The organism is Aquisalimonas sp. 2447, assembly GCF_012044895.1.
Taxonomy (GTDB): Bacteria; Pseudomonadota; Gammaproteobacteria; order Nitrococcales; family Aquisalimonadaceae; genus Aquisalimonas.
Map to the genome: position 1 here is coordinate 2,519,661 of NZ_CP050695.1, position 23,158 is coordinate 2,542,818.

General features: G+C 65.4%; 21 protein-coding genes and 1 pseudogene. 15 read left to right on the forward strand and 7 right to left on the reverse strand.

All coding sequences use genetic code 11. The features are described from left to right. Positions 1-124: 124 nt before the first annotated feature. On the forward strand, positions 125-523 hold the full coding sequence (locus KU884_RS11830; RefSeq protein ID WP_167782835.1) for a phasin family protein: 399 nt from the start codon (positions 125-127) through the stop codon (positions 521-523). Between the two features lie 126 nt (positions 524-649). Here the strand turns inward: KU884_RS11830 and KU884_RS11835 are convergent, their stop codons facing one another. The 5 genes from KU884_RS11835 to KU884_RS11855 form a co-directional block, all read right to left on the reverse strand. Then, complete coding sequence (locus KU884_RS11835; protein ID WP_167782836.1) at positions 650-2,920, reverse strand: DUF6351 family protein; 2,271 nt, start codon at positions 2,918-2,920, stop codon at positions 650-652. Between the two features lie 229 nt (positions 2,921-3,149). After that, a complete protein-coding gene (locus KU884_RS11840; protein ID WP_167782241.1) occupies positions 3,150-3,416 on the reverse strand; it encodes a transposase in 267 nt (88 codons plus the stop codon). A gap of 47 nt (positions 3,417-3,463) precedes the next feature. Next, the gene (locus tag KU884_RS11845) at positions 3,464-4,906 is read right to left on the reverse strand and encodes an IS66 family transposase (RefSeq protein WP_167784183.1); all 1,443 of its coding nucleotides are present in this window, start codon (positions 4,904-4,906) and stop codon (positions 3,464-3,466) included. Positions 4,907-5,004: 98 nt separating this feature from the next. Continuing rightward, on the reverse strand, positions 5,005-5,334 hold the full coding sequence (tnpB, locus tag KU884_RS11850) for an IS66 family insertion sequence element accessory protein TnpB (RefSeq protein ID WP_167782837.1): 330 nt from the start codon (positions 5,332-5,334) through the stop codon (positions 5,005-5,007). Positions 5,335-5,375: 41 nt separating this feature from the next. Beyond that, positions 5,376-5,693, reverse strand: a complete 318-nt coding sequence (locus KU884_RS11855; protein WP_167780697.1) for an IS66 family insertion sequence element accessory protein TnpB — start codon at positions 5,691-5,693, stop codon at positions 5,376-5,378. 320 nt (positions 5,694-6,013) lie between these two features. On the opposite strand from KU884_RS11855, the gene KU884_RS11860 reads away from it, so the two are divergent. From KU884_RS11860 to KU884_RS11895, 8 genes are all read left to right on the forward strand, one after another. Beyond that, positions 6,014-7,474, forward strand: coding sequence for a DUF3375 domain-containing protein (locus KU884_RS11860; protein WP_254432036.1), 1,461 nt, complete (start codon positions 6,014-6,016; stop codon positions 7,472-7,474). Beyond that, complete coding sequence (locus KU884_RS11865) at positions 7,471-8,058, forward strand: DUF4194 domain-containing protein (protein WP_167782838.1); 588 nt, start codon at positions 7,471-7,473, stop codon at positions 8,056-8,058. The genes KU884_RS11860 and KU884_RS11865 overlap by 4 nt, the downstream gene beginning before the upstream one ends. A 34-nt stretch (positions 8,059-8,092) precedes the next feature. After that, positions 8,093-8,416: a DUF4258 domain-containing protein gene (locus KU884_RS11870; protein ID WP_167782839.1), complete on the forward strand. Its 324-nt coding sequence runs from the start codon at positions 8,093-8,095 to the stop codon at positions 8,414-8,416. Positions 8,417-8,418: 2 nt separating this feature from the next. Beyond that, positions 8,419-8,637, forward strand: coding sequence for a hypothetical protein (locus KU884_RS11875; RefSeq protein WP_167782840.1), 219 nt, complete (start codon positions 8,419-8,421; stop codon positions 8,635-8,637). A 29-nt stretch (positions 8,638-8,666) separates the two neighbouring features. Next, positions 8,667-12,041: an ATP-binding protein gene (locus KU884_RS11880; protein WP_167782841.1), complete on the forward strand. Its 3,375-nt coding sequence runs from the start codon at positions 8,667-8,669 to the stop codon at positions 12,039-12,041. A gap of 271 nt (positions 12,042-12,312) precedes the next feature. Continuing rightward, on the forward strand, positions 12,313-12,603 hold the full coding sequence (locus KU884_RS11885; protein ID WP_167782842.1) for a nucleotidyltransferase domain-containing protein: 291 nt from the start codon (positions 12,313-12,315) through the stop codon (positions 12,601-12,603). Next, entirely contained in the window at positions 12,600-13,013 is a 414-nt protein-coding gene (locus tag KU884_RS11890; protein WP_167782843.1) for a HEPN domain-containing protein, read from the forward strand. The genes KU884_RS11885 and KU884_RS11890 overlap by 4 nt, the downstream gene beginning before the upstream one ends. Further along, the gene (locus KU884_RS11895; RefSeq protein ID WP_167782844.1) at positions 12,994-14,217 is read left to right on the forward strand and encodes a DUF3322 domain-containing protein; all 1,224 of its coding nucleotides are present in this window, start codon (positions 12,994-12,996) and stop codon (positions 14,215-14,217) included. Before KU884_RS11890 ends, KU884_RS11895 begins: the two co-directional genes overlap by 20 nt. Before the next feature lie 205 nt (positions 14,218-14,422). On the opposite strand, the gene KU884_RS11900 is transcribed toward KU884_RS11895, so the two are convergent. Next, positions 14,423-16,105: a glutamine--tRNA ligase/YqeY domain fusion protein gene (locus tag KU884_RS11900; RefSeq protein ID WP_167782845.1), complete on the reverse strand. Its 1,683-nt coding sequence runs from the start codon at positions 16,103-16,105 to the stop codon at positions 14,423-14,425. A gap of 199 nt (positions 16,106-16,304) precedes the next feature. On the opposite strand from KU884_RS11900, the gene KU884_RS11905 reads away from it, so the two are divergent. Further along, positions 16,305-16,589, forward strand: coding sequence for a type II toxin-antitoxin system Phd/YefM family antitoxin (locus KU884_RS11905; RefSeq protein WP_167782846.1), 285 nt, complete (start codon positions 16,305-16,307; stop codon positions 16,587-16,589). Positions 16,590-16,842: 253 nt separating this feature from the next. Here KU884_RS11905 and KU884_RS11910 read toward each other — a convergent pair whose 3' ends face one another. Then, positions 16,843-18,183, reverse strand: a complete 1,341-nt coding sequence (locus KU884_RS11910) for an IS200/IS605 family accessory protein TnpB-related protein (RefSeq protein ID WP_254432037.1) — start codon at positions 18,181-18,183, stop codon at positions 16,843-16,845. 29 nt (positions 18,184-18,212) lie between these two features. Here KU884_RS11910 and tnpA point away from each other — a divergent pair, with 29 nt between their 5' ends. The 5 genes and pseudogenes from tnpA (at position 18,213) to KU884_RS11935 (ending at position 22,954) form a co-directional block, all read left to right on the forward strand. Then, on the forward strand, positions 18,213-18,629 hold the full coding sequence (gene tnpA / locus KU884_RS11915) for an IS200/IS605 family transposase (RefSeq protein WP_167782847.1): 417 nt from the start codon (positions 18,213-18,215) through the stop codon (positions 18,627-18,629). Positions 18,630-18,682: 53 nt separating this feature from the next. Then, positions 18,683-18,901 (forward strand): annotated as a pseudogene (locus KU884_RS11920) (type II toxin-antitoxin system VapC family toxin); the annotation flags it as partial. 102 nt (positions 18,902-19,003) lie between these two features. Further along, positions 19,004-22,243: a DEAD/DEAH box helicase gene (locus KU884_RS11925; protein ID WP_167782849.1), complete on the forward strand. Its 3,240-nt coding sequence runs from the start codon at positions 19,004-19,006 to the stop codon at positions 22,241-22,243. An 88-nt stretch (positions 22,244-22,331) separates the two neighbouring features. Next, on the forward strand, positions 22,332-22,583 hold the full coding sequence (locus tag KU884_RS11930) for a type II toxin-antitoxin system RelE/ParE family toxin (protein ID WP_254432038.1): 252 nt from the start codon (positions 22,332-22,334) through the stop codon (positions 22,581-22,583). Beyond that, the gene (locus KU884_RS11935) at positions 22,580-22,954 is read left to right on the forward strand and encodes a helix-turn-helix domain-containing protein (protein ID WP_167782851.1); all 375 of its coding nucleotides are present in this window, start codon (positions 22,580-22,582) and stop codon (positions 22,952-22,954) included. The genes KU884_RS11930 and KU884_RS11935 overlap by 4 nt, the downstream gene beginning before the upstream one ends. Positions 22,955-23,158: the final 204 nt, after the last annotated feature.

Sequence of the window (23,158 nt, forward strand, 5' to 3'; positions counted from 1 at the left end):
CAAATGATAGCGCACATGGCCAAAGATTCACGATTATGTTGCATTGCATCAATTGCTTTGCTATATTGCATCGCATCAAAGGCAAAACGCCTTTGCAGCATGCACGACCTAAAGGATGATTGAGATGAGCAACGAAACCGTTACCCAGATGCAGAAGCAGATCGACAGCACCTTCGGCGCCCCGGCGCGCACCTATGCCAGCATGGTTCTGGACCACTTCGAGCAGCTCAGCAACCTGCAGTTCGACGCTGCCAAGGCGTACGCCGAGACCAGCATCCAGCAGGCCCGTGCCGCGCTGGAAGTGAAGGATCCGTCCGACGTGCGCACCTTTGTCGAGAACCAGCAGAAGGTTGCCAAGGATCTTGGCGAGCGCATGAAGGGCGACGCCGAAAAGGTCGCCTCCCTGAACCAGGCCTTTGCGCAGAACGCGCAGAAGGTCACCCAGGAGAGCGCCGAGAAGGTCAGCAAGGCTGCCCAGAACGGCGCCAAGACCGCGACCAAGGCTGCCAGCCAGAGCAAGTAAGCTGCAAAGCGGAACGCTCTAACAAAAACGGCCACCCCGAGGGGTGGCCGTTTTTTGTTGCGCAGGAACCTCGTAGGAGCGACGTCAGTCGCGAGCCCCGGCAGAAGCAGCGCAAACCCTGGCGCTCTACCAGTTGGATGACACCGCGGGACGGCCGGCATCCGGGAGAGCGTAATCGCAGACCCCCTCCGGGAAGATTTCGCGGAGTCTCTCCTGCTGGTCGGCAGTGAACGTCCGGCTGCCGTATGTGCCATCGGTCAGCGCAGTATCCACTGACTTCCGTTGACACTTGAACACATCCCCGGAAATCGGGCCGCCCGCCTCAATCCGCGAGGTGGTGTACACGGGAAACTCCAGAGTGCACGCGCCTGGAGCCCGTTCATCCAGTATCCCGGCCCATACGCCATCCCCTGCGGCGATGGTTTCCCCATCCTGGGTGAAACAGCGATCCACGGCCGCTGCGGGCCGATTGGCCGCCACACGTTCCTTGGGATCGTCCAGTATGGCCAGCATCCACTCGTCGGCAAGGCGAAGCGCCTTCATGGTCATGCCGAACTGTTTACCCGGATAGCCATCCGCCTCGTCGCCGATGTCCGCGAACCACACCAGATGGTGGTCGTCATCGGGCATGGCCTCGAGAATGCGGGCACGAGCGGCAAAAGACTGATGGGAGTTGTGCATGTCCAGGATCGGTTCCATCCATTCCCGAATGTCGATGACCGGAATATCGATGTGGCCCTGGAACACCATGCCCGTGTCATAGAGCGCGCGGATCGCCTCCGGATCCCCCTCGTGGCGCGGGGCCGGTGCGTCCGTATCGCTCAACATCATGTTGCGTCGGCTCCAGGGGTCGAAGTTCTCCGGCGTCGGGTCGCCCAGGAACGGAAAGCCTTCCTGGACCATCTCCGCCGAGGGTTTCCAGCCACCCACCTGCGCGTTGAGATCCAGGAACTCCGCGGTCGTAAGTTGACCTTCGACGAAGGCGCCGAGCCCGTACTGGACACCCACGTTATCCACGGCGCGGCGGGCAAACCCGTCGTCGCCCACACCGTAGATATTCCGGAGATCATCTGGATGGGTCCATTCGATCTCGGCAATCTCCGACTGCGGTTCCCACCGGTCAGATTCCCGGGCACTGCCGAAATGGGGGTTCAGGGTGAGCGGCGAGAGCCCGCGCCAGGCGGCGATGCACTCGCTGGAGCCCGGCGCCGTGCCGAAACCGAGCTGCGGCTTGGTGTCGGCCAACGGGTCGTCGACAAAATCCGTGGCATTGAGCCCCACCAGCCAGCTCCGGTTCTCGGTGGTCTGCCATTTGGGATTATCCCCATCGGTCACGTCCATGTAGTGCTCCAGCAGCTCGCAGTCACCGATGTGAATGGTCTGCGTCACCATGTCCGGGTAGGACCGCTGGGGCACGGCAATGTCGATCAGCCCCGGGTGGTTCTGGCCGTAGACGTACTGCTGGATAGCGCCGCCCGATCCGCCCAGGCCCACCGTGTACAACGGCTCGCCGAAGCGCTTGATGAAATGCTCTTTGGTCATCAGCGCCGTCTCCCCGCCCACCTGCAGGTTGTAGTGCTCGCCCGTCCGCGTGCCGGTGGAGTAGGCAATGGCATGGCCCAGGCCAAGGACTTCAGGGTTCATGGCACGGCTGTTGTCCCAACGACCCTGGGTGTGGCCGATGCCCACACCGCCTTGAAAGTGGTATAGAAGCCGTCCGTTCCAGTGGCTGGTGTCTTGCGTATCCGCGCCGATCCGGTCGGGATCGATCAGCATCGCGTAGCTGAACAGGAAGCGGTTGATCGTCCCACGCTCCACGCGCACCACAAAGTCCTTCTCTTTGCCGTCGATGGTGGTCGTGGTCGCCAGATCGTCCGGGAAGGTGTCGTCGTCCGGCCAGTCCGCCCAGCCACCGTCAGTGGTCCGGTAGTGATAGGTGATGAATGGCTCGATGTGGCAGTTACGACTATAGCCGATGACCTGGCCGTCATCGTCCAGCACCTGGAACCCCGGCGGCGAGGCACTGTCCACCTGCGGCTCAATGCCGAATTCGCGATGGGTCATGCACACGAACGGTGTCTGCTGTTCACCCGAGAACATGGGTCCGCTGATGGGGTGATTCTCCAGCACGACTTCATCAAGCTTGCCGAACCGCTCGTGCTGAAGCTGCAACACGTTCTCACCTTCCTGCAGGCCCTCCAGCAGGCCTTCCAGGCGCCGCCCCTCGCCTTCCAGGCCCGCCAAACCCAGGTTCTGGTCATTCAGCCACAGCGAAACCCGCTTCAGCTGCCCCGGCGGACCCTCCACGGCAATGCGCACATCGCCACCCGAGACCTGGTCCGGTGCACTGGAGAGCACCTCGATACCCATCTGCCGATCGATGCCCGGCGGGACCATCGGCGGCCCGGCGGACTCTGACGCACCATTGCCCTGGCCGTTGCCCGCACTCCCCGGAGCGTTCCCGGGTCCTCCCGCCGCGGTCAAATCAGATTGGTCTGCTGCGCTGTTGTTCGACGACGACCTGGAGTCGCCATCACTGAGACATCCCGCCAGAGCAACGGCTCCGACCCCGACAACCAACAGCTTCCATTGGTAACCGGTCATTCTGGGGCGTCGTTGACAGGATTCAGGGGATGTCCCGGAGCAGTTTGATGACCCCGGCGGGGACTTTCCATTGGCGGTGATCCTCGGCGTGGACCACCACCGTCTTGCGGTTGATCTTGACTACCTGGCCGAACACCTCGCCCTCGCGGCTGTTGAACGACACCGCCTGACCCAGGCGCAGGTGCTTGAGGACATCGAGATCCTGGCGTGCCCGCAGTTCATCGATGCGGTGGCAGATGAGGTCGTTGAGCTCCAGGAGTTCATCGAGGGTGAGGTCGTCAATGCGCATTCAACAGTCTCTCGCTGGCAGTGCATGGAGTCGGGAGGGCGTGGTGTCTAGCGCTCGATATCCGAGCGCAGCGGCGCATCATTGAACAGTGCCTTCCAGCGCCGCGGCGTGAGCTCTTCCACCCGGGCGGCCGGGTGCATCCCGACGCGCTGGAGCACGTCTACCAGGTAGGTGGTCGGATCGACGCCCTGCAGCCGGCAGGTCACCAGCAGCGTCTGGATGGTGGCCACGTGGGCGGCACCGACCTCGCTCCAGCAGAACAACCAGTTGCGCCGGCCCATGGGGATGGCGCGCAGCCCCCGCTCCAGGTGGTTGGTGTCGATGGGGACATCCGGGTGCTCCAGGAAGACCGCCAGGGCCGGTTGGCGCTCGCGCACATACCCCAGCGCCTTGAGTAGCGGGTGGCGCGGCTCGAGATCCATGCGCTGGAGCTGTGCATCACACCACTCCCAGAAGGCGCGCACCAGCGGAGCGCACTGCTCCCGCCGTGCGTGGCGTTTGTCCGCGCCGTGGAGTCCACGCTCACGGATCGATTGCTCCTGGGCATAGAGTTGGCCGATCTGCGCCAGGGCCTCCCGGGCGGCAGGGTCGGTCTCCAGGGCCCGCTCGAACTGGCGGCGCATGTGCGACCAGCATTGGGCGTGGGTGATCTGCGGCTGGCCGGCGGCATATTTCTCGTAGGCCGCGTAGCCGTCGGTGAGCAGCACCCCGTGGAAGCGGTCCGCCAGGGTGCGTTCGATATGGGCGCCGGCACGGCTGGGGCTGAAGGTAAAGCAGATCTCATCGCTGTCACCGTACAGCGGCCAGAAGTAGGCCTGGTGCATCTTGCCCGGGCCCTTGCGCCCGGCCTTGATCGGCGTCTCGTCCATGGCCAGCACCCCGCCGCTGAGCACGTGCGTAAGCTGTGCCCGCGCAATCGGCTCAAGCAGCGCGGCGGTGCGTGCCACGACCGCTGTCAGAGAGCTGCGTGCCACCTGGATGCCGGCCTGACTCAGGCGCTGAGACTGCCGGTACAGCGGCAGGTGGTAGCAGAACTTGTCGACCAGCACGCCGGCGGCGAAGCTGACGTCAAAGACACTGCCCTCGAAGACGTTGCGCGGCGCCGGGACACTCGTGAGCGCGCCGCTGCTGCGGTCCTTGAGCACCGGGTGGCGGTACTCGAGGACCTCGTAGCCCGCCCGGCGCTGCGCGAGGCGGAACGTCGTGCGCGTGGCCACGACCTCATCGGTGGCACAGCCTGCGGGCGGGGGAACCTCGATGACTCGCCGCGGGACGCTGTCGTCGAAGCGCAGCCCCGTGTCGTTGGCGGCGTCGTCGCGGTTCTTGCCCTTGCTGCGGGTATAGCTGATCCGCTCACGCTCGCCCTGCTCGGGCACGGGCGTCGCCGTGGCCTCGAACAGGTTCACTTGGACGGCTGGATCGAGGATGTGGTGGCGCTCAGACTTCTCGCCGAAGAGCTGGCGTTTGAACCAGGCAAGCTGGCGGCGCAGCTCCTGAGCTCGCCATGCAAGGCCTGATTCTCGGCAACGACCTGGGCGTGCTTAGTGGCGGGGATAACGTTCGACAAGGGGCTGATTCCCTTCGCAAATCACCCGTGCATTTTACCCGATTCCGTGCCCGGGTGGGGGGATTGTCGCCACCTTTTCTGCCGTTTGCGAATGACCAGATCCAGCCCTTCGAGCAGCGCGGTGAACTGCGTGCGGCTCAGCGCCTCCACGGCGTCCCCCGCCGTCAGGGCACCGCCGAACTGCCCCCGCTCCAGGCGCTTGCTCCACACGCAGTAACCGTCGCCGTCGAAGTACAACAACTTCAGCAGCGTGCGCCGGCGGTTGATAAACACAAACCCCTGGCCCGACAGCGGATCCTGGCCCAGATGCCGCCGGACCAGCGCCGCCAGTCCGTCAAACGAGCAGCGCATGTCCGTTGGCCGTGTGCACAGCCACAGCCGCGATGGCTGACTCAGCACGGCCGCCGCCGCACCCGCAGACAAATGCCATCCCCCAGGTCCAGCTCCACATCCCAGCACGGTGCCGGCGGCGCCGTCGGCGCGTCCTCGTCACGCGATGCCTGCAAAGCGACCTCAGCGAAAAGCGCCCGCTCCTGCGTCGTCTCCGGCGTGGGGGACGAGGTGTTACGCAGGCGGCGTTGCCACGCGCCCAGAGTGCTCTCACCAATGCCCTCCTGCGCGCAGAACGCCCGGCGTGTGAGGCCACTGCGGGTATAGCGTTCAATGAGTTCACGCCACTGCGCGGCGGTACGCCCCGGGGACTTGGCCATGATCACGTTCCAGTCTGCTGCAAATGTGCCTGCGCAGACTACGGCGCCAGTCAATGGCCGAAAACAACGCCCCAGAATGACCGGTTACTTCCATTGTTGCCCGAGCATGGCTCCCCTCCCGATTCTTGTGCCGGCTGGTCCGGCTCATTGTTTTGCCGGCGCCGCCCGAGACCGGAACGGGCACCTCTTCAAACCTTAGTTGGCGAGGGCGAGAGCGCAAGAAAGCGCATCGAGCACGCGTCCGGCAGCCCGGGATGACGATGCGAAGCATTGCAAGCCACCGCCGTTCGGCCTAACGTACGGCCCCGGACGCTAACCGCGTGAGCCTTCCGCCCGTGGACTACGCCTACCTCGAAACCCTGCGGCGCAAGCACCCGGCCTGGCGGCTACTGCTGGCCGACCACGCGCCGCTGATCATCAGTTTCCTGTACCAGTGCTTCATCGCCCCCAACGTGCGCAGCCTGCCTGAGCAGGACGTGGCCACACGGCTCGACGACACCCTGTTCCGCCTGCGCGACGAGCTGGGCGAAGACGCCTTTCCCAAGCCGGCGCTGGAGTACCTCTCGGACTGGGCCGGGGATGACCGCGCCTGGCTGCGGAAATACTTCCCGGCCAACAGCGACGAACCCCACTACGACCTCACACCGGCCACCGAGCGCGCCATCCAGTGGATCGCCGGGCTGGAGCAGCAGGCGTTCATCGGTGCCGAGTCGCGTCTCAAGCTTGTGTTCGACCTGCTGCACCAGATCGTCCAGGGCGCGGAGACGGACCCGGAGGCCCGCATCCGGGACCTGGAGAAAAAGCGCGACGCCATCGACACGGAAATCGAGGAGATCCGCGCCGGGCGCATGGCATTCATGGACGACACCCAGCTCCGGGAGCGCTTCCTGCAGATGGAATCCACCGCCCGCGGCCTGCTGGGGGATTTCCGCCAGGTGGAGCAGAATTTCCGCGAGCTGGACCGCCAGGTGCGCGAGCGCATCACCACCTGGGAGGGCAGCAAGGGCGACATCCTGGAAGACGTCCTCGGCGACCGCGACGCCATCACCGACTCCGACCAGGGCCGCAGCTTCCAGGCGTTCTGGGATTTCCTCATGTCCCCGGCGCAGCAGGAGGAGTTCACCGAGCTGCTGGAGCGCTCCCTGGGGCTGGAGCCGGTGGCCGAACTGGAACCAGACGCGCGCCTGCGTCGCATTCACTACGACTGGCTGGCCGCCGGCGAGAGCACCCAGCGCACGGTGGCGCGCCTGTCCGAACAGTTGCGACGCTACCTCGACGACCAGGCCTGGCTCGAGGACCGCCGCATCATGACGCTGATCCGCGAAGTCGAGCAGCACGCCCTGGCCGTGCGTGAGGACATGCCGGATTTCACCATGCCCGTGGACGAACCCGCACCGCAGGTGGAGCTGGCCATGGAGCGGCCGCTGTTCAGCCCGCCGATCAAACCGGTGATCCAGTCCGACACCCTGCTGGCGGGCGACGAGACGGTGGCCACCGATGCCCTGTTCGAGCAGGCCTACGTGGACCGCGACCGCCTCCGCGGCCACATCCGCCACGCCCTGCAGACCCGGGACCAGATCAGCCTGGCCGACCTGGTGGACGCCTACCCGCTGGAACAGGGCCTGGCCGAGCTGGTCACCTACATCAGTGTGGCCACCGACGACGACGCCGCGACCATCCAGGAGGGTCGCGAACAGGCCGTGGAGTGGCAGGACAGCGAGGGCGCCCTGCGCCGCGCCCGGGTGCCGCTGGTCATCTTTACACGGAGTGCAACCCCATGACGGAGACGGCCGCCGACAACCGCTTTTCGCCCATGCTGATCACCCTGTTCAAGGGCGTGCTCTACCAGGACCAGCACCCGCAGTACTGGCAGGCCCTGCTGGATTATCAGGCGCGCGTGCGCGACCACGTGAGCGTGCTGGGGCTCGAACTCATGCTGGACGAGGCCGAGGGCTACGCTTTCCTGCGCCACCGGGAGCCCCGGGAGGACGAACCCGAGCTACCCCGCCTGGTCCCGCGCCGGCAACTGAGCTACCCGGTCAGCCTGCTACTGGCGCTGCTGCGCAAAAAGCTCGCCGAGCACGACGCCACCGGCGGCGACCCCAGGTTGATCCTCTCCCGCGACGAAATCGTGGACCTGGTGCGCGTGTTCCTGCCCGACACGGCCAACGAGGTGAAGCTCACAAGCCGCATCGACAGCGACATCAATCGGGTGGTGGAGCTTGGCTTCCTGCGACGCCTGCGCGGCCAGGATGGCCAGTTCGAGGTGCGGCGGATTCTCAAGTCGTTCGTCGATGCCCAATGGCTGTCGGAACTGGATGCGCGGCTGGAGGAGTATCGTGGGCATGCGGCGAAAGAAGACTGAATGAAGGCCACGCGTCACGAAAGGAGATCGTTACGTGACCGAACTGCTATCACGGGTACAGGAATTGATTGCGAAAGGAGATGTCCGCATCTCTGAGCACGGGTACGATGAACTTGCGGATGATGATCTCAGAGCCCGTGAAATACTGGCGGGAGTAACGGCTGCCAAGGTTGTGGAGGAATACCCGGATTTTCCCAAGGGCCCGGCCATTCTGCTCCTGCAAAGCGACGGGTCCGGCCGGCCCGTGCATGTTGTCTGGGGTATTCCGCGCGGCCATTCCGGGCCTGCTGTTCTCGTAACGGCCTACCGACCAACCCCGGAGCGATGGGACCAAACGTTCATGAAAAGGCGGCGATAACGATGACACACCGGCTGAAGACAAAGTACGTCCACGAGGGAGCGTATGTCGCGGAGGTCAGCGTGGAGGTGATCCTGGACGATACGGAGTGGTCTCCCTACCTCACACCCGAGGGCGCATTCAAGCTCGACGATGTCCGCGACGCTCTCCGGCGCGGTGACCTGGCGACGGCAGCCCGCTATGGCCGTATCTACGAGATGCGACCTGTCGCCCACCAGTAAAAAGGCAACTGGCAAGTGCATATCTGAACATGGAACTCCAATCCCTCGACTTCGCCACCGACACTGCCCGCACCGGCTTCCGGCTGCAGCGCATGGAGGTCTACAACTGGGGCACGTTCCACGACCGGGTGTGGAGCATCCAGCCCGAGGGTGACAACAGCCTGCTCACCGGCGATATCGGCTCCGGCAAGTCCACCCTGGTGGATGCCATCACCACCCTGCTGGTGCCCGCCCAGCGCATCACCTACAACAAAGCCGCCGGCGCCGAGGCGAAAGAGCGCAGCCTGCGCTCGTACGTGCTTGGCTACTACAAATCCCAGCGCGGCGACGACGCCACCGCCAGCCGCTCCGTCGCCCTGCGCGACCACAACAGCTACTCCGTCATCCTGGCGCATTTCTACAACGAGGGCTTCCACCTGGGCGTGACCCTGGCGCAGGTGTTCCATTTCCGGGACACCCAGGGCCAGCCGGAGCGCTTCTACGTGGTCGCCGACCAGCCGCTCACCATCACCGAGCACTTCGCCGGCTTCGGCAGCGATCTCGCCAACCTGCGCAAGCGCCTGCGGCAGATGCCCAACGTGGAGCTGTTCGACACCTTCCCGCCCTACGGCGGCGCATTCCGCCGGCGCTTCGGCATCGACTCCGACCAGGCGCTGGAGCTATTCAACCAGACCGTGTCCATGAAGTCCGTGGGCAACCTCACGGAGTTCGTGCGCAGCCACATGCTCGAGGCCTTCCCCGTGGCCGAGCGCATCCGCGCGCTCATCGACCACTTCGACGACCTCAACCGCGCCCACGAGGCAGTCCTCAAGGCCAAGGCACAGATCCAGGCCCTGGAGCCGCTGGTGGCGGATACCGACGAGCACGCCACGGTGGCCGCCGACATCGACGAACTCAAGGGCTGCCGCGAAGCCCTGCGCCCCTGGTTCGCCAGCCTCAAGCGCGAACTGCTGGACAAGCGTCTGGACAACCTGCAGCAGACCCTCGCCCGGCTGAATCACCGCATCGACGGTCTCGACGAGCAGCGCCGGGAGCAGCGCGCCCGGCGGGACGAACTCAAGCAGGCCATCGCCGACAACGGCGGCGACCGGCTGGAGCGCATCAAGGCAGAGCTGGAGCGAAAACGCGGCGAGCGGGACGAGCGCCAGCGCCAGGCCGAACGCTACCGGGAGCTGGCCCACGCCCTGGAACTGCCGGACGCCACCGACAGCGGCACCTTCACCGCCAACCGCCAGGCCCTGGACACCGCCCTGGAGCGCACGGAATCCCGCCGCTCGGAAGTGCAAAACGCCGTCACCGAGGCCAGCGTCGACCTGCGCACTCTGAAAGCCCAGCACGAGGAGATCGACACCGAGCTGGCGTCGCTACGCCAGCGCCGCTCCAACATCCCCGCCAACATGCTCACTATTCGCGAGCGCCTGTGCGAGGCCCTGGAGCTGGGCGCCGACGACATCCCCTTCGTTGGCGAACTCATCCAGGTCCGCGACGACGAGCGCGACTGGGAAGGCGCCATCGAGCGGGTGCTGCACAACTTCGGGCTGTCACTGCTGGTCCCCGACAGCCAGTACCGCAACGTGGCGGACTGGGTGGAGCGCACCCACCTGCGCGGACGCCTGGTGTATTTCCGCGTGCGCGAGCACAAGCACTCTGCGCCCCCGGACCTGCGGCCGGATTCGCTGGTGCGCAAACTGGCTATCCGGCCGGAGTCCGCCTACTACGGCTGGCTGGAGCGGGAACTGGCGCGCCGGTTCGACTACGCCTGCTGCGCCGACCTGCAGCAGTTCCGGCGCGAGACCCATGCGCTGACCCGTGCCGGGCAGATCAAGGCCGGCGGCGAGCGCCACGAGAAGGACGACCGCCACCGCATCGACGACCGCTCCCGTTTCGTGCTCGGCTGGAGCAACGAAGCCAAGATCGCCGCCCTGGAACACGAGGCCGAGGGCCTGGCCCGGCGGATGCAGGAAGCCGGCGAGCGCATTGCCACCCTGCAGCAGGAAGAGCACTCGCTGCAGGAGCAGCGCGACCGCATCCAAGCCCTGGCCCACTACACCGACTTCCGCCAGATCGACTGGCAGCCGCTGGCCGAGGAGATCCACCGGCTGGACGCCGAGTACCGCAGCCTCCAGGAGCAGTCGGACATCCTGCGCACCCTGGAGGAGCAGCTCGCCGAACTGGAGCGGGAACAGACCGCCACCGACGATGCCATCACGGAGGCCAACCGCGAGCACAGCAAGGCCGAGCACCGACGCGAGGAAGCCGAGCAGCAGCGCACCGAGTGCGACACCCTGCTCGCCGCCACGCCGGAGGACGCCCAGGCCCATTACTTCCCGAAGCTTGCCGCCATGCGCGATGAGGCCCTGGGCGAACACACCCTCTCCGTGGAGTCCTGCGACAACCGCGAGCGGGAAATGCGCGAGTGGCTGCAAAAGCGCATCGACACCCGTGAATCACGCCTGAAGACCCTGCGCGATCGCATCATCGACGCCATGCGCGGCTTCCAGAACGCCTGGCCGCTGGAGACCCGCGAGGTGGACGTGAGCGTGGACGCCGCCGGCGATTACCGCGCCATGCTGGAGCAGCTCCAGGGGGACGACCTGCCGCGCTTCGAGGCGCGCTTCAAGGAGCTGCTGAACGAGAACACCATCCGCGAGGTGGCGGCCTTCCAGAGTGAGTTGCACCGGCAGCGCCAGGCCATCCGCGAGCGCATCGACACCATCAACCGCTCCCTGCACGAGATCGAGTACAACCGCGGGCGCTATATCAAACTGCTGGCCGAGCCGACCACCGACCCCGACATCCGCGACTTCCAGCAGGAACTGCGAGCCTGTACCGAGGGTGCGATCACCGGCTCCGAGGACGAGCAGTACTCCGAGGCGAAGTTCCTGCAGGTGAAAGCCATCATCGAGCGCTTCCGCGGCCGGGAAGGCACCACGGACGCCGACCAGCGCTGGAGGCGCAAGGTCACCGACGTGCGCAACTGGTTCGCCTTCTCCGCCTCCGAGCGCTGGCGCGAAGACGACACCGAGTACGAACACTACGCCGACTCCGGCGGCAAGTCCGGCGGGCAGAAGGAGAAACTCGCCTACACCGTGCTCGCCGCCAGCCTCGCCTACCAGTTCGGTCTGGAGTGGGGCGAGGAGCGTTCACGCTCGTTCCGCTTCGTGGTCATCGACGAAGCCTTCGGCCGCGGCTCCGACGACTCCGCCCGCTACGGCCTGGAGCTGTTCCAGCGGCTCAACCTGCAGCTTCTCATCGTCACCCCGCTGCAGAAGATCCACATCATCGAGCCGTTTGTGGCCAGCGTCGGCTTCGTCCACAGCAACGACAACAGCGAATCCCTGCTGCGCAACCTCACCATCGAGGAGTACCACGCGGAGAAAGCCGCCCGGCGAGCCGCTCAATGATCGCGATGGCGACGGCTGGACGGTGGTCGTGAATGCGCCCTACACTGGCTCGGATGTGTCGTTCGGTGGACCTGAAGGTCCACCCTACGAGTGGGCGTGCACGGGACCACAGCGTTGTAGCAACCACGTAGGGCGGACCTTCAGGTCCGCCGCCTCGAGACAGAACACCATGGATAACCAGGCTAGACACCACGCTTCGACGGTCAAGGCCGCCCTGGCCCGATCGCGGGAGAACATTCGTACGCGAACGATCCAACGCCTCCGAGACACCGTGCGCGAGACCCTGGAACAACCGCCGCGCCTGGCCGCAACCGTCTACCTCTTCGGTTCCTGGGCGACAGGGACCTTCGACGGCTACTCGGATACCGACCTTCTGGTCCTCGCCCCTGATCAAGCGACAGCCACCGAGGCCCAGACTCGGCTTCTGCGAATCGGTGACGACGTGCTCGCACTCTGCGATGCAGACTGGCAAAGCCGCATCGCTTCCGGGGCCCCCTTCTGGAGCCGCCTGTCCGAAGAGCGGTTGCCGCTCGTCGATACACGCGACGGAGAGCGTCAATGACGCAATCCCGTCGCGCCGACAAATGGCTCTCGCAGGGGGTCAACGATGCCCGCCACGCCAGATACTCGCTAAGCGGTGGGTTCTACGCGCAGGCGTGCTACAGCGCCCAACAGGCCGTGGAGAAATCCCTGAAGGCCCTGATGCTGGAAGCCGGGCAGGAACTTGAGCGCACCCACTCCGTCCTGGCACTGCGGCGCCTGCTACAGGATGCTGGCGTTACGATCCCGGAGGACGTTCTGTCCCAGGACGAAGGGCGCCTTCTCGCCCGCATGCATGTTGAAACCCGGTACCCGCTGGGTGACGCGGACGATGCGCCCTTCGAGCTATTCGGAGAAACGGACGCCAGGCAGGCCACGGCCATCGCGGACCGTGTCGTGGAGTTCGTCAGCGATGCCATGGACCAAACCTGACACCATTCGCCAGCAACTCCAGCGCCTCTGGGACAAAGGCGACTGGCTGGCAGCTCACCTGACCGGAGAGCCACTCTTCCCGCGGGAACTCCGGTTGAAGCGCCCGACGGCGAAAGACATAGCCGAGCGCTTCATGGAAGTCCGTGACTGGGTGCACACCCTGCGCGACGGCAGTCGCGAGCACCGGGGTTATGGCTACGACATCACCTGGGAGCGCGTGAACCACCGCGTGCATGGCGGTAACGATCTGCCCGCCGGCATCACCGTTCCTACCGAGGCCGACGGCCTGCGGCTGATCGGCCGCACCCGGGAGCTGGCGCGGTTCCAGGAACTCGCCCGGGAGACCCTGCGGCGCCATCCCGCCCTGGAAGACTGGCTGGCACGCCGGCCGCTGACCGCTCTTGAGCGAGCCGACGAATGGCCACGGATTCTCGCCATCCTGGACCACTTCGCCACCCACCCGCGCCCGGGTGTATACCTGCGGCAGCTCGACATCCCCGGCGTGGACACCAAGTTCATCGGCAACCGCCGCAAGCTCCTGGGGGAACTGCTGGACCAGATGCTGCCGGAGGGCGCCATCGACGCCACGGCCACCGGCGCGGCGCGGTTCGAGCAGCGGTACGGCCTGCGGGACAAACCCGTTCTGGTGCGCTTCCGGGCGCTGGATGCGGCACTGAACGTCGGGCCGTTCAGCGATGTCACCGTGCCCGTGGACGAACTGGCCGTCTGGCAGGCGCCCGTGCGGCACGTCTTCATCACGGAGAACGAGATCAACGGCCTCGCCTTCCCCGACTGCCCCGCCGGCCTGGTGATCTTCGGCCTGGGCTACGGGCTGGAGCGGCTCGCGGACATTCCGTGGCTTCACGACACCACCGTCCACTACTGGGGCGACATCGACACCCACGGCTTCGCCATGCTCAGCCGCCTGCGCCAGCACCTGCCCCACGTCCACTCCCTGCTCATGGACCGGGAGACGCTGGACGCCCACAGCCACCTCTGCGGCGAGGAAGCCGCTCACCAGCGATTTACTGGCGACCTCCTCCACCTCACGGCCGAGGAGAACGCCCTGTTCACGGCCCTGCGGGACAACACCATCGGCGAGCGCATACGCCTGGAGCAGGAACGCATCGGGTATGCGCACGTCCGCACGGCAGTGGGTGTCGCCACCGACAGCCCGTCCCCGTCACGGGCCAACCAGTCGTAGGAGCGGCGCAAGCCGCGACCTCACCGGCACGACAGCACCCGTAGGGCGCATCTTGATGCGCCATAACCACCGATCGCGACTGACGTCGCTCCCACAAGGCCTGCTACCCAATTGTGGGAGCGACGTCAGTCGCGATCATTCCAGAAGCCGGGGGCCACTCTGTCGCGGCTGAAGCCGCTCCTACAAGGCCGTGCTGCCGTCGCGCTCACCCCTCGCGCTGGCTGATCTTCTCCCAGGTGTCCCGCAGCGTGATGGTGCGGTTGAACACCGGCCGTTCCGGGGTGCTGTCGTGGGGGTCCACGCAGAAATAACCTTCGCGCTCGAACTGGAAGCGAGCGCCCGGCTCGGCCCGGGCCAACGAAGGCTCCACCACCCCCTCGACGGTCACCAGGGAGTCCGGGTTGAGGTCCCGCTTCCAGTCGCCGTCGGCGCCGGGGTTGGGCACGTTGAACAGCCGGTCGTAGAGCCGGATGGTGGCCGGCACGCCGTCCTCGGCGGAGACCCAGTGGATCACGCCCTTGACCTTGCGGCCCTCGGGGTTGGCGCCCAGCGTCGCCGGATCGTAGCTGCAGCGCAGCTCCGTGATCTCCCCGTTGTCGTCGCGGATCGCCTCGTCGCAACGGATCACGTAGCCATTGCGCAAGCGCACCTCGCCACCGAGGCTCAGCCGCTTGTACTTCTTGTTGGGCGGCACTTCCATGAAGTCGTCACGGTCGATGTAGACCTCCCGGGTGAACGTGACCGTACGCTCGCCGAAGGAGTCGTCCTTGGGGTGGTTGGCCGCGGTCAGCGACTCCCGCTCACCCTCGGGATAGTTCTCGATCACCACCTTCAACGGATTGAGTACCGCCATGGCGCGGGGCGCGGCAGCATCCAGCGCCTCCCGCACCGAGTTCTCCAACATGGCCATCTCCACCATGCCGTCGGACTTGGTCACGCCGATGCGGGCGCAGAAATCCCGCAGCGCCTCCGGCGGGAACCCGCGCCGGCGGATGCCGGCGATGGTGGGCATGCGCGGATCATCCCAGCCATCAACGATGCCCTGCTCCACCAGCTCGGTGAGCCGCCGTTTGCTGAGCACCATGTACTCAAGGTTCAGCCGCCCGAACTCGTACTGGCGGGGGCGGCTCGGCACGTCGATGTTGTCCAGGAACCAGTCGTAGAGGGGGCGGTGATCCTCGAACTCCAGGGTACACAGCGAGTGCGTAATGCCCTCCAGCGCATCGGACAGGGTGTGGGTGAAGTCGTACATGGGGTAGATGGCCCACGTCTCGCCCGTCTGGTGGTGGCTCGCCCCCTTGCGAATGCGATACAGCGTCGGATCGCGCAGGTTGATGTTCGGCGACGCCATGTCGATCTTCGCCCGCAGCACCCGGCTGCCGTCGGTGAACTCCCCGGCCCGCATGCGCCGGAACAGATCGAGGTTTTCTTCAACCGAACGCTCACGGTAGGGGCTGTCCCGGCCCGGTTCGGTGAGCGTGCCCCGGTATTCGCGGATCTGCTCGGCGTTCAGGTCACAGACGTAGGCCTTCCCTTTGCGGATCAACTCCTCGGCGAAGCCGTAGAGCTCTTCGAAGTAATCCGAGGCGAAGCGCAGGTTCGTCCATTCGTATCCCAGCCACTGCACATCGTCCTTGATGGCGGCGACGTACTCCGGGCTTTCCGCGTCGGGGTTGGTGTCATCGAAGCGCAGATTGCAGGTGCCGCCGTAATCGTAGGCGATGCCGAAGTTCAGACACATGGACTTCACGTGGCCGATGTGCAGGCAGCCGTTCGGCTCCGGCGGGAAGCGCGTTGCCACGCGCCCGTCATTGAGCCCCCGTTCCAGGTCCTCGTCGATGATCTGGCGGATGAAGTTCTTCGCGGCGGGCGTTTCGCGCTTGCTCATTGGTTTTCCCGGGACTCCTGGCGGTGATTGCGCGGGCTGCGGTTGGGCGACTGTTCCGCATTATACGCATTCGCCAATGGGCAAAAAGACGGGGACGCGCGTCTCGCACACCGCGCGCCTGTCTCGTGGATCCGATGATTTGGCACGCCTCCCGTGATACTTTATTCAGTACTGCATTCAGTACCGAGGACACTCTCACATGGATCACACCATCTCGGCGCAAGAAATCAAACGCCGGGGCATCTCTGCCGTCGACGAGGCCCTGCAGCACGGGCCGGTCCACGTCATCAGACGCAATCGCCCCAGCTACGTGATTCTCTCCGAGGAGGAATACCAGCGGTTGCGGACGCACCAGGAGGATTCGAGAACGCTGTGGAATCAGTTGCTGAACGGACCCCTGGCCGGAACGTCAGAGGGTCGGCCGGCGCGGGAGCTTGCTGACGAACTCCGAACCGAACGGGACCACTGGGACATCACCAGGTGATTCTGCTGGACGCAAGCGCCATCATCTTCCTGATGGAAGGTACTGCGGACACACAGGCTGCCGTCCGCACCGCCCTGCACGAGTCATTCTCAGAGCCACCCCCGCCCCTCGCGGTATCCGCATTGAGCAGGCTGGAGTGTCGCGTCCGACCTTTGCGCGACGACAACCAGCCTCTACTCGGGCAGTACGATGCGTTTTTGAAGCCTCCGACGACTCATTCCCTAACGGGAATTGAGTCGCGGAATCCGATCACTCACGCAGCAGCCATGGCCGTTGGCCACAGGCTGGAGAGCGTCACCGGGCTTCGCGGTGTGGAGGCGGACTTTGGCCGCCCCGCACCCGCCTGACCCTCTCGGGCCGGGCGGTGAATACTGACAATGCCTCTTGCCGCAATGTTGTAAGCGGCGTTGAGGTCAGTGTTGTAACGCTTGCCGCCAGGGAAGGTGCAAAGGCTCGCATTGCCCTTGTCCCGCCGCACCTTGCCGGAGCCATCAAACGCCTGGGAGGAGGTGCCTCGGGGGTAGACAGCAAGGGTTCGCAGTCCGGCCTCAGCCGCCTTCGTCTCGATGCGCTCGACAAGCAGTCGGTGGAACCAGCGGTGGAAGCGCTGGCGCAACCCTGAGCGCCGTCGGCCAGCCGTTGGTCGCCAGCCCTTGAGCTGCTCGACGGCAATGGCTTGTGCACCGTGTGCCAGCGCCTCGTTGACGATGCGCCGGCTGATCTGGTGAGCGGCATTGTCGAACAGCCCACGCAACCGGCGATGATCCCGGGCGCAGAAACCCGGTGGGAGCCGGCAGCCGTGGCGCGTGTGCTGTCGTGCCGCCTTCTGGATGCGGGCGATCAGTCGCGCCTCGCGGTCTTTGTCGCTCCGCCCGAGGAAGCCCCGGGCGTGCACAGTGCCGCTTGCGTCGATGACCGCCCAGGTGGAGGCGGTGTTGATCCCGACATCGACCGACAGCACGCGGTCGATATCAGCGTTGCTCGGGAGACGCACGCGCCTCTCGACAGGCACCGAGAGCATGTAGCGCCCACGTTTGTTGACCAGACTCGGTGACAGTTGCCTCCCCTGCTTGATATGGCGCTTGTCGCCGGCAAGCCCGAACGCCATCCACACCCAGTCGCCACGGTGGACGACCTTGATTTCTGCCCGGCTGTGATCGCTATTGAAGCGAATGCACTGGCCCCGGTAGAGCGCCGGATAGGTGTTGGTCGCACAAACAAGCTGGGGCGGCTTCACCGTCGCTTTTTTGCGATCCCCGGCGCGCCAGCGCTCGAAGCGCGTATTGAATGAGCGCACCTGTCCGGCGGCGTCCATGATGGCGACGCGGCGGAGGTAGCTCGGGAACTTGTAGTAACGGCGCGCGAAGTACGGATAGCGCACCTCGGGGCGTTTGCTCGTGGGATGGATCAGCTGCTCGATCTCTTTGACAACGGCATTGCCATCGAAGCGGCCAAGCGCAGGCCAGTGCGTCATCATCACCGTCATCAGATCGCGTACGAGGTTGCGATAGACCAAAAGCGTTGCATCGAGGGCTTCACGCTGCTCGGGTTGCTGCACCTTGACGCTGAGCTTGTCGGAGCGGATGATCTTCATTTCAATACTATATTAGATCAGGCGTTAAAATGAAACACAAAACGACGCTTAGAACCCGTAGTCACGGTGCATTCAGGCTACACTACCATATTGTATTCGTGATTAGATACCGTAACCCGGTGATGAATGCAGCGATGATCGAGCGCCTCCAGCAGGTCTTTGCCGATGTGCTCAGCAAGTGGGGTTGCAGCCTCACAGAGTGCAACGGCGAGGCTGATCACGTGCATCTCCTCATCGAGGCGCACCCGGCACTGGATCTCTCGCGGCTGATCGGGAATCTGAAAACGGTCAGCGCCCGACGCATGCGTCAGGAGTTTGCTCAACGTCTTGCGCGGTGGTTCTGGAAGCCCTACTTTTGGTCGCGCGCCTACGCAGTTACGACGTGCGGTGGGGCCAATCTCGACACCGTGAAGCAATATGTTCTCAGCCAGGAAAGCCCGCCTTGACCGACGACTCATTCCCTTGTGGGAATTGAGTCGCGGAATGCGGCGGGAACTTGTTCAACGCACCCGGCCTGCAGACCATCGCCCTGGACGCCCTCGTCATCGACAAAGCGACTGAACTCCGCGCGCGCCACCGGCTGCGGACGCCGGACGCCCTGCAGGCCGCGTCGCTGCTCACACACGCGCCCGACGGCACCCTGGTCACGGGCGACGGTGACTTCCTGAAGGTGCCAGGATTGCATGTGCGGCACATCATTATTACCCCTCGACCGTAGGGGCGGCGCAAGCGGCGACCCCGCCGGGTGCATGTCGACGCATCACCCAGTATCCTCTCGCCCCATCAACCCGAGGCAACCTCCGAGAGCCCAATCACCCCAATGGACCGCCTCCAACGCTGGATCACGGCCTACGACGAACACGTCCTCTGGGACCTCTTCGACGAGCTCACCCTGGCGCGGGGCCTGCATTACGCCCATGACGGTCGCGTCATGGACATCACCCTGGCCAGGGAGGGGTTCTATGCCCGTGTGCGCGGCTCGCAGCGGAATGTCTATCACACCCAAGTCCGCGTCCATGACCTCCACGCCGATCTCCCCGTCAGCGTCCATTGCAGTTGCCCGGTGGGGTCATTCTGCAAACACGGTGTAGCCGCGATCGCCGCACGGCTCAACGACCTCAAGCAGCGCCAGCCCGCCACCGCCCCGAACACCTCGCCGGAAATCGCACTCTGGCTGGATGACCTGCAGCAGGCCGCCGAGCAGACCCGCAAGGCCGCCAGCGACCGCATCATCTATATCCTCGAGCCCGGCGACCGGGCGAGCCTGACCGTCACCCCCTACAAGACGCGCCCGCGGAAAGACGGACGCTACGGCGCCTTGCACGCCTATCGCGGAGACGGGCGCACGGGAGCCGGGTTTCTCCAACCGGTGGATGAGCGCGTCCTGCCCCTGTTGCATGTCAGCCGCCAGAGTGTCGACGTGGCGTCGCTGCCCATCGTCCTCGCGGAACTGGCGAGCACCGAACGTGCCCATGTCGGGGACGCAAGGGGCCCGGTGCTCAACCGCGGCCCGGAGCGCGCCGCCCGGCTGGAGTGGGTGGGTGACGACACCGGTGCACAGCGCCTGCGCGCGCGCCTGGAGGACGACGACGGCACGGTGCAGGTGGTGGCGGGGCAACCACCCTGGTACCTGGACCCCACATCGGGACAGACCGGACCGGTCGCACTGAACCTCCCCGAACGTCTGGCCGTCACGCTGCTGCAGGCGCCGGCCGTGCCACCGGAGGCCATGGCCTCTCTCCACGGCCCGCTCCAGGAACTCGACGCCGACCTGCCGCTGCCGCAGCCCCCGGAAGAGAAGACCGTTGCGCAGGTGACGCCCACCCCCTGCCTGCACCTGACCATGCGCCCGCTGTTCGCCGACCTCCCGTACGGAGACGATCTGGATGACGAACGCATACCGGCCGCCAGCGTCAGTTTCGACTACGACGGCATTGATGTGCCTGCCACGAGGGACGAAGACACCGTAACGGTCCACCGCGACGGTGTGCTCTGGCATATCCAGCGGAAGCGCAGTACCGAGCGCAACGCCCTGACGAACCTGGCCGATCAGGGCCTGCGCCGCATGGACATCCCCGGGGACACCGTACTCGTCCCGGGCGAGGAGCAGGACTGGCTCGATATCGTCGCGCGCACCGTGCCCGTGCTACGCGCACAGGGCTGGCGGATCCACATCGCCAGCGACTTCCCCTACCGGCTGGTGGAGGCCGACGCCTGGTACGCGGATCTGGATGACAGCGACGGCAATGCCTGGTTCGACCTGGAGCTGGGCGTTGAGGTGGAAGGCGAGCGGCACTCCCTGGTGCCCATTCTCATCCGGCTCATTCAATCCGATCCGGAGGCAATGTCCCAGAAGCACCTGGACGCCGTGGACCTGGATGCCTCCATGCTGGTGGACCTGGGCGATGGTCGGCTGGTGCCCATGCCGGCGCGGCGGCTGGTGCCCATGCTGCGCACGCTCAGTGAACTCTACGACCCGCGCCTGACCGGCAATGAGGCGGCGCTGACCCTGCCCGCGGTGCGCGCCGCCGCCGTGACGGAGCTGGAGGACGACACCGGCTGGACCTGGCGGGGCGGCGAAGCGGTGCTGGACTTCGGTCGCCGCCTGTCCGCCCTGGAGCGCATCACGCCCGCGACACCACCCGCCGGCCTCACCGGTTCACTCCGGGAGTACCAGGCCGCCGGCGTCAGCTGGATGCAGGCCCTGGCCGCGCAACAGCTCGGCGGCATCCTCGCCGACGACATGGGACTCGGCAAAACCATCCAGGTGCTCGCCCACCTGCTGCTGGAGAAAGAAGCCGGCCGCACCACCCATCCCAGCCTGGTGGTCGCACCACGGTCATTGTTGTTCAACTGGGAGCGCGAGGCCGAGCGCTTCGCACCCGGGCTCCGTGTGCTCCGGCTGCACGGTCCGGAGCGCCACGCCGCCATGGCGCATCTCGCCGACTACGACCTGATCCTCACCACCTACGCCCTGGTGCCGCGGGATGTGGACGCGCTGGCCAATCAGCCGCTGCATCTGCTGGTCCTCGATGAGGCGCAGGCGGTGAAGAACCCGCGCGCCAAGGCGGCCCAGGCCGTGCGCCGCCTCACCGCGCAGCAACGCCTGTGCCTCACCGGCACGCCCCTGGAGAACCACCTGGGCGACCTCTGGGCACAATTCGACTTCCTGCTCCCCGGTTTGCTTGGGGATGCGACGGAATTCCGCCGCCTGTTCCGACGCCCCATCGAGAAAGACGGCGACCACGGACGGCAACAGGCGCTGCAACGACGCATCCAGCCCTTCCTGCTCCGGCGCACAAAGCAGGCCATCGCCCGCGAACTCCCCGCCAAAACCGAGATCCGCCGGGAGGCGGAACTCACCGGCGCCCAGCGGGATCTCTACGAGACCGTGCGCGCTGCCATGCATCAGCGCGTGCGCGACGAAGTCGCCCGTCGTGGGCTGGAGCGCAGCCAGGTGGTCGTCCTCGACGCCCTGCTCAAGCTCCGCCAGGTCTGCTGCGATCCCCGACTGCTCAAGCTCGATGCCGCACGCAAGGTCAACCGCTCCGCCAAGCTGGAGATGCTGCTGGATCACCTCCGGGAACTGGTCGCCGAAGGCCGCCGGATCCTGCTGTTCTCGCAGTTCACCAGCATGCTGACGTTGATCGAGGAGGCCCTGACTGGGACCGGCATCGACTACGTCAAGCTCACCGGGCAAACCCGCAAGCGCGAAGAGCGCATCGAGCGGTTTCAGTCCGGCGCCGTGCCCCTGTTCCTCATCAGCCTCAAGGCCGGCGGCACCGGCTTGAACCTCACCGCAGCGGACACGGTGATCCACTACGACCCCTGGTGGAACCCGGCGGTCATGCAACAGGCCAGCGACCGGGCCCACCGCATCGGCCAGACCCAGCCCGTGTTCGTCTACAACCTGCTCACAAGCGATACGGTGGAAGAGAAGATCATGGCCCTGCAGCAACGCAAGGCCGAGCTCGGCGAGTGGCTGCTGGGCGGCGGCGAAGGCCGCACCGCGGCCCTGGAGATGGCGGACGTGGAGGCGCTATTCGCGCCGCTGGATTGACCCGGGGGCGTCCACCGCTGAGCAAGAGTTGATGCGGATGGATGTTGCCATTCCGTAAACCTCCCAGTAAACTTTTGCGATGCACAGCATGAGGTATCGAAAAGCGGCCCTCAAAGCACTTCGCCGCATGCCTGCCCCACAGGCGCGAAAGCTGGTGGAGGCATTGAGCGAGATCGCGAAAGATCCCTCGCAACCGAGAGGCAGTCAGTGGAAGCCGATGAAAGGGCAAGAATTCTGGCGGCTCAGACAGGGCAGTTACCGCGCCCTGTGCCGCATCGACGACGGCGAACTGGTAATTCTTGTGCTGAAAGTCGGACCTCGGGGAGACATCTATAAATGAGTGTTCAGATCATTGAAAGGAACGGAGCTCCCGAGTACGCGGTGATTCCTTACGAGGAATACCAGCGTCTGCTCAAGCAGGCGGAAGAGGCGCAGGATCTCAAGGATGCTGAAGAGGCAGCGAGAGCCATTGAACAGGGAGAAGAGACAATCCCCCTGGAGGTCGTGGAGCGGCTACTCAATGGTGCGGATCATCCAATCAAGGTATGGCGAGAGTACAGGGAATTGACGCAGGAAGCACTTGCCGAGCAGGTGGGCGTGGGGAAATCCTACATCTCGCAACTGGAATCCCGCTCCAGGACGGGCTCCACGCGGGTTATCAAGGCACTGGCACAAGCCCTGGGCGTCGATCTGGATGATCTCCTGGAGTAACACACTGGGCCTAAAGGCTCCGCGCCTGGGGCAAGGAAGCCGTATCGGCCAGGCGCCGCTCGTCGCGACTGACGTCGCTCCCACAGAGCCGTGCCATTCCCCAATGTGGGAGCGACGTCAGTCGCGACAGCCCACCCTTGCGCTCTGGAACCATCGCGGCTGACGTTGCTCTCCTTCAACCGCTGCGGGTGCCGCTTGCGCACC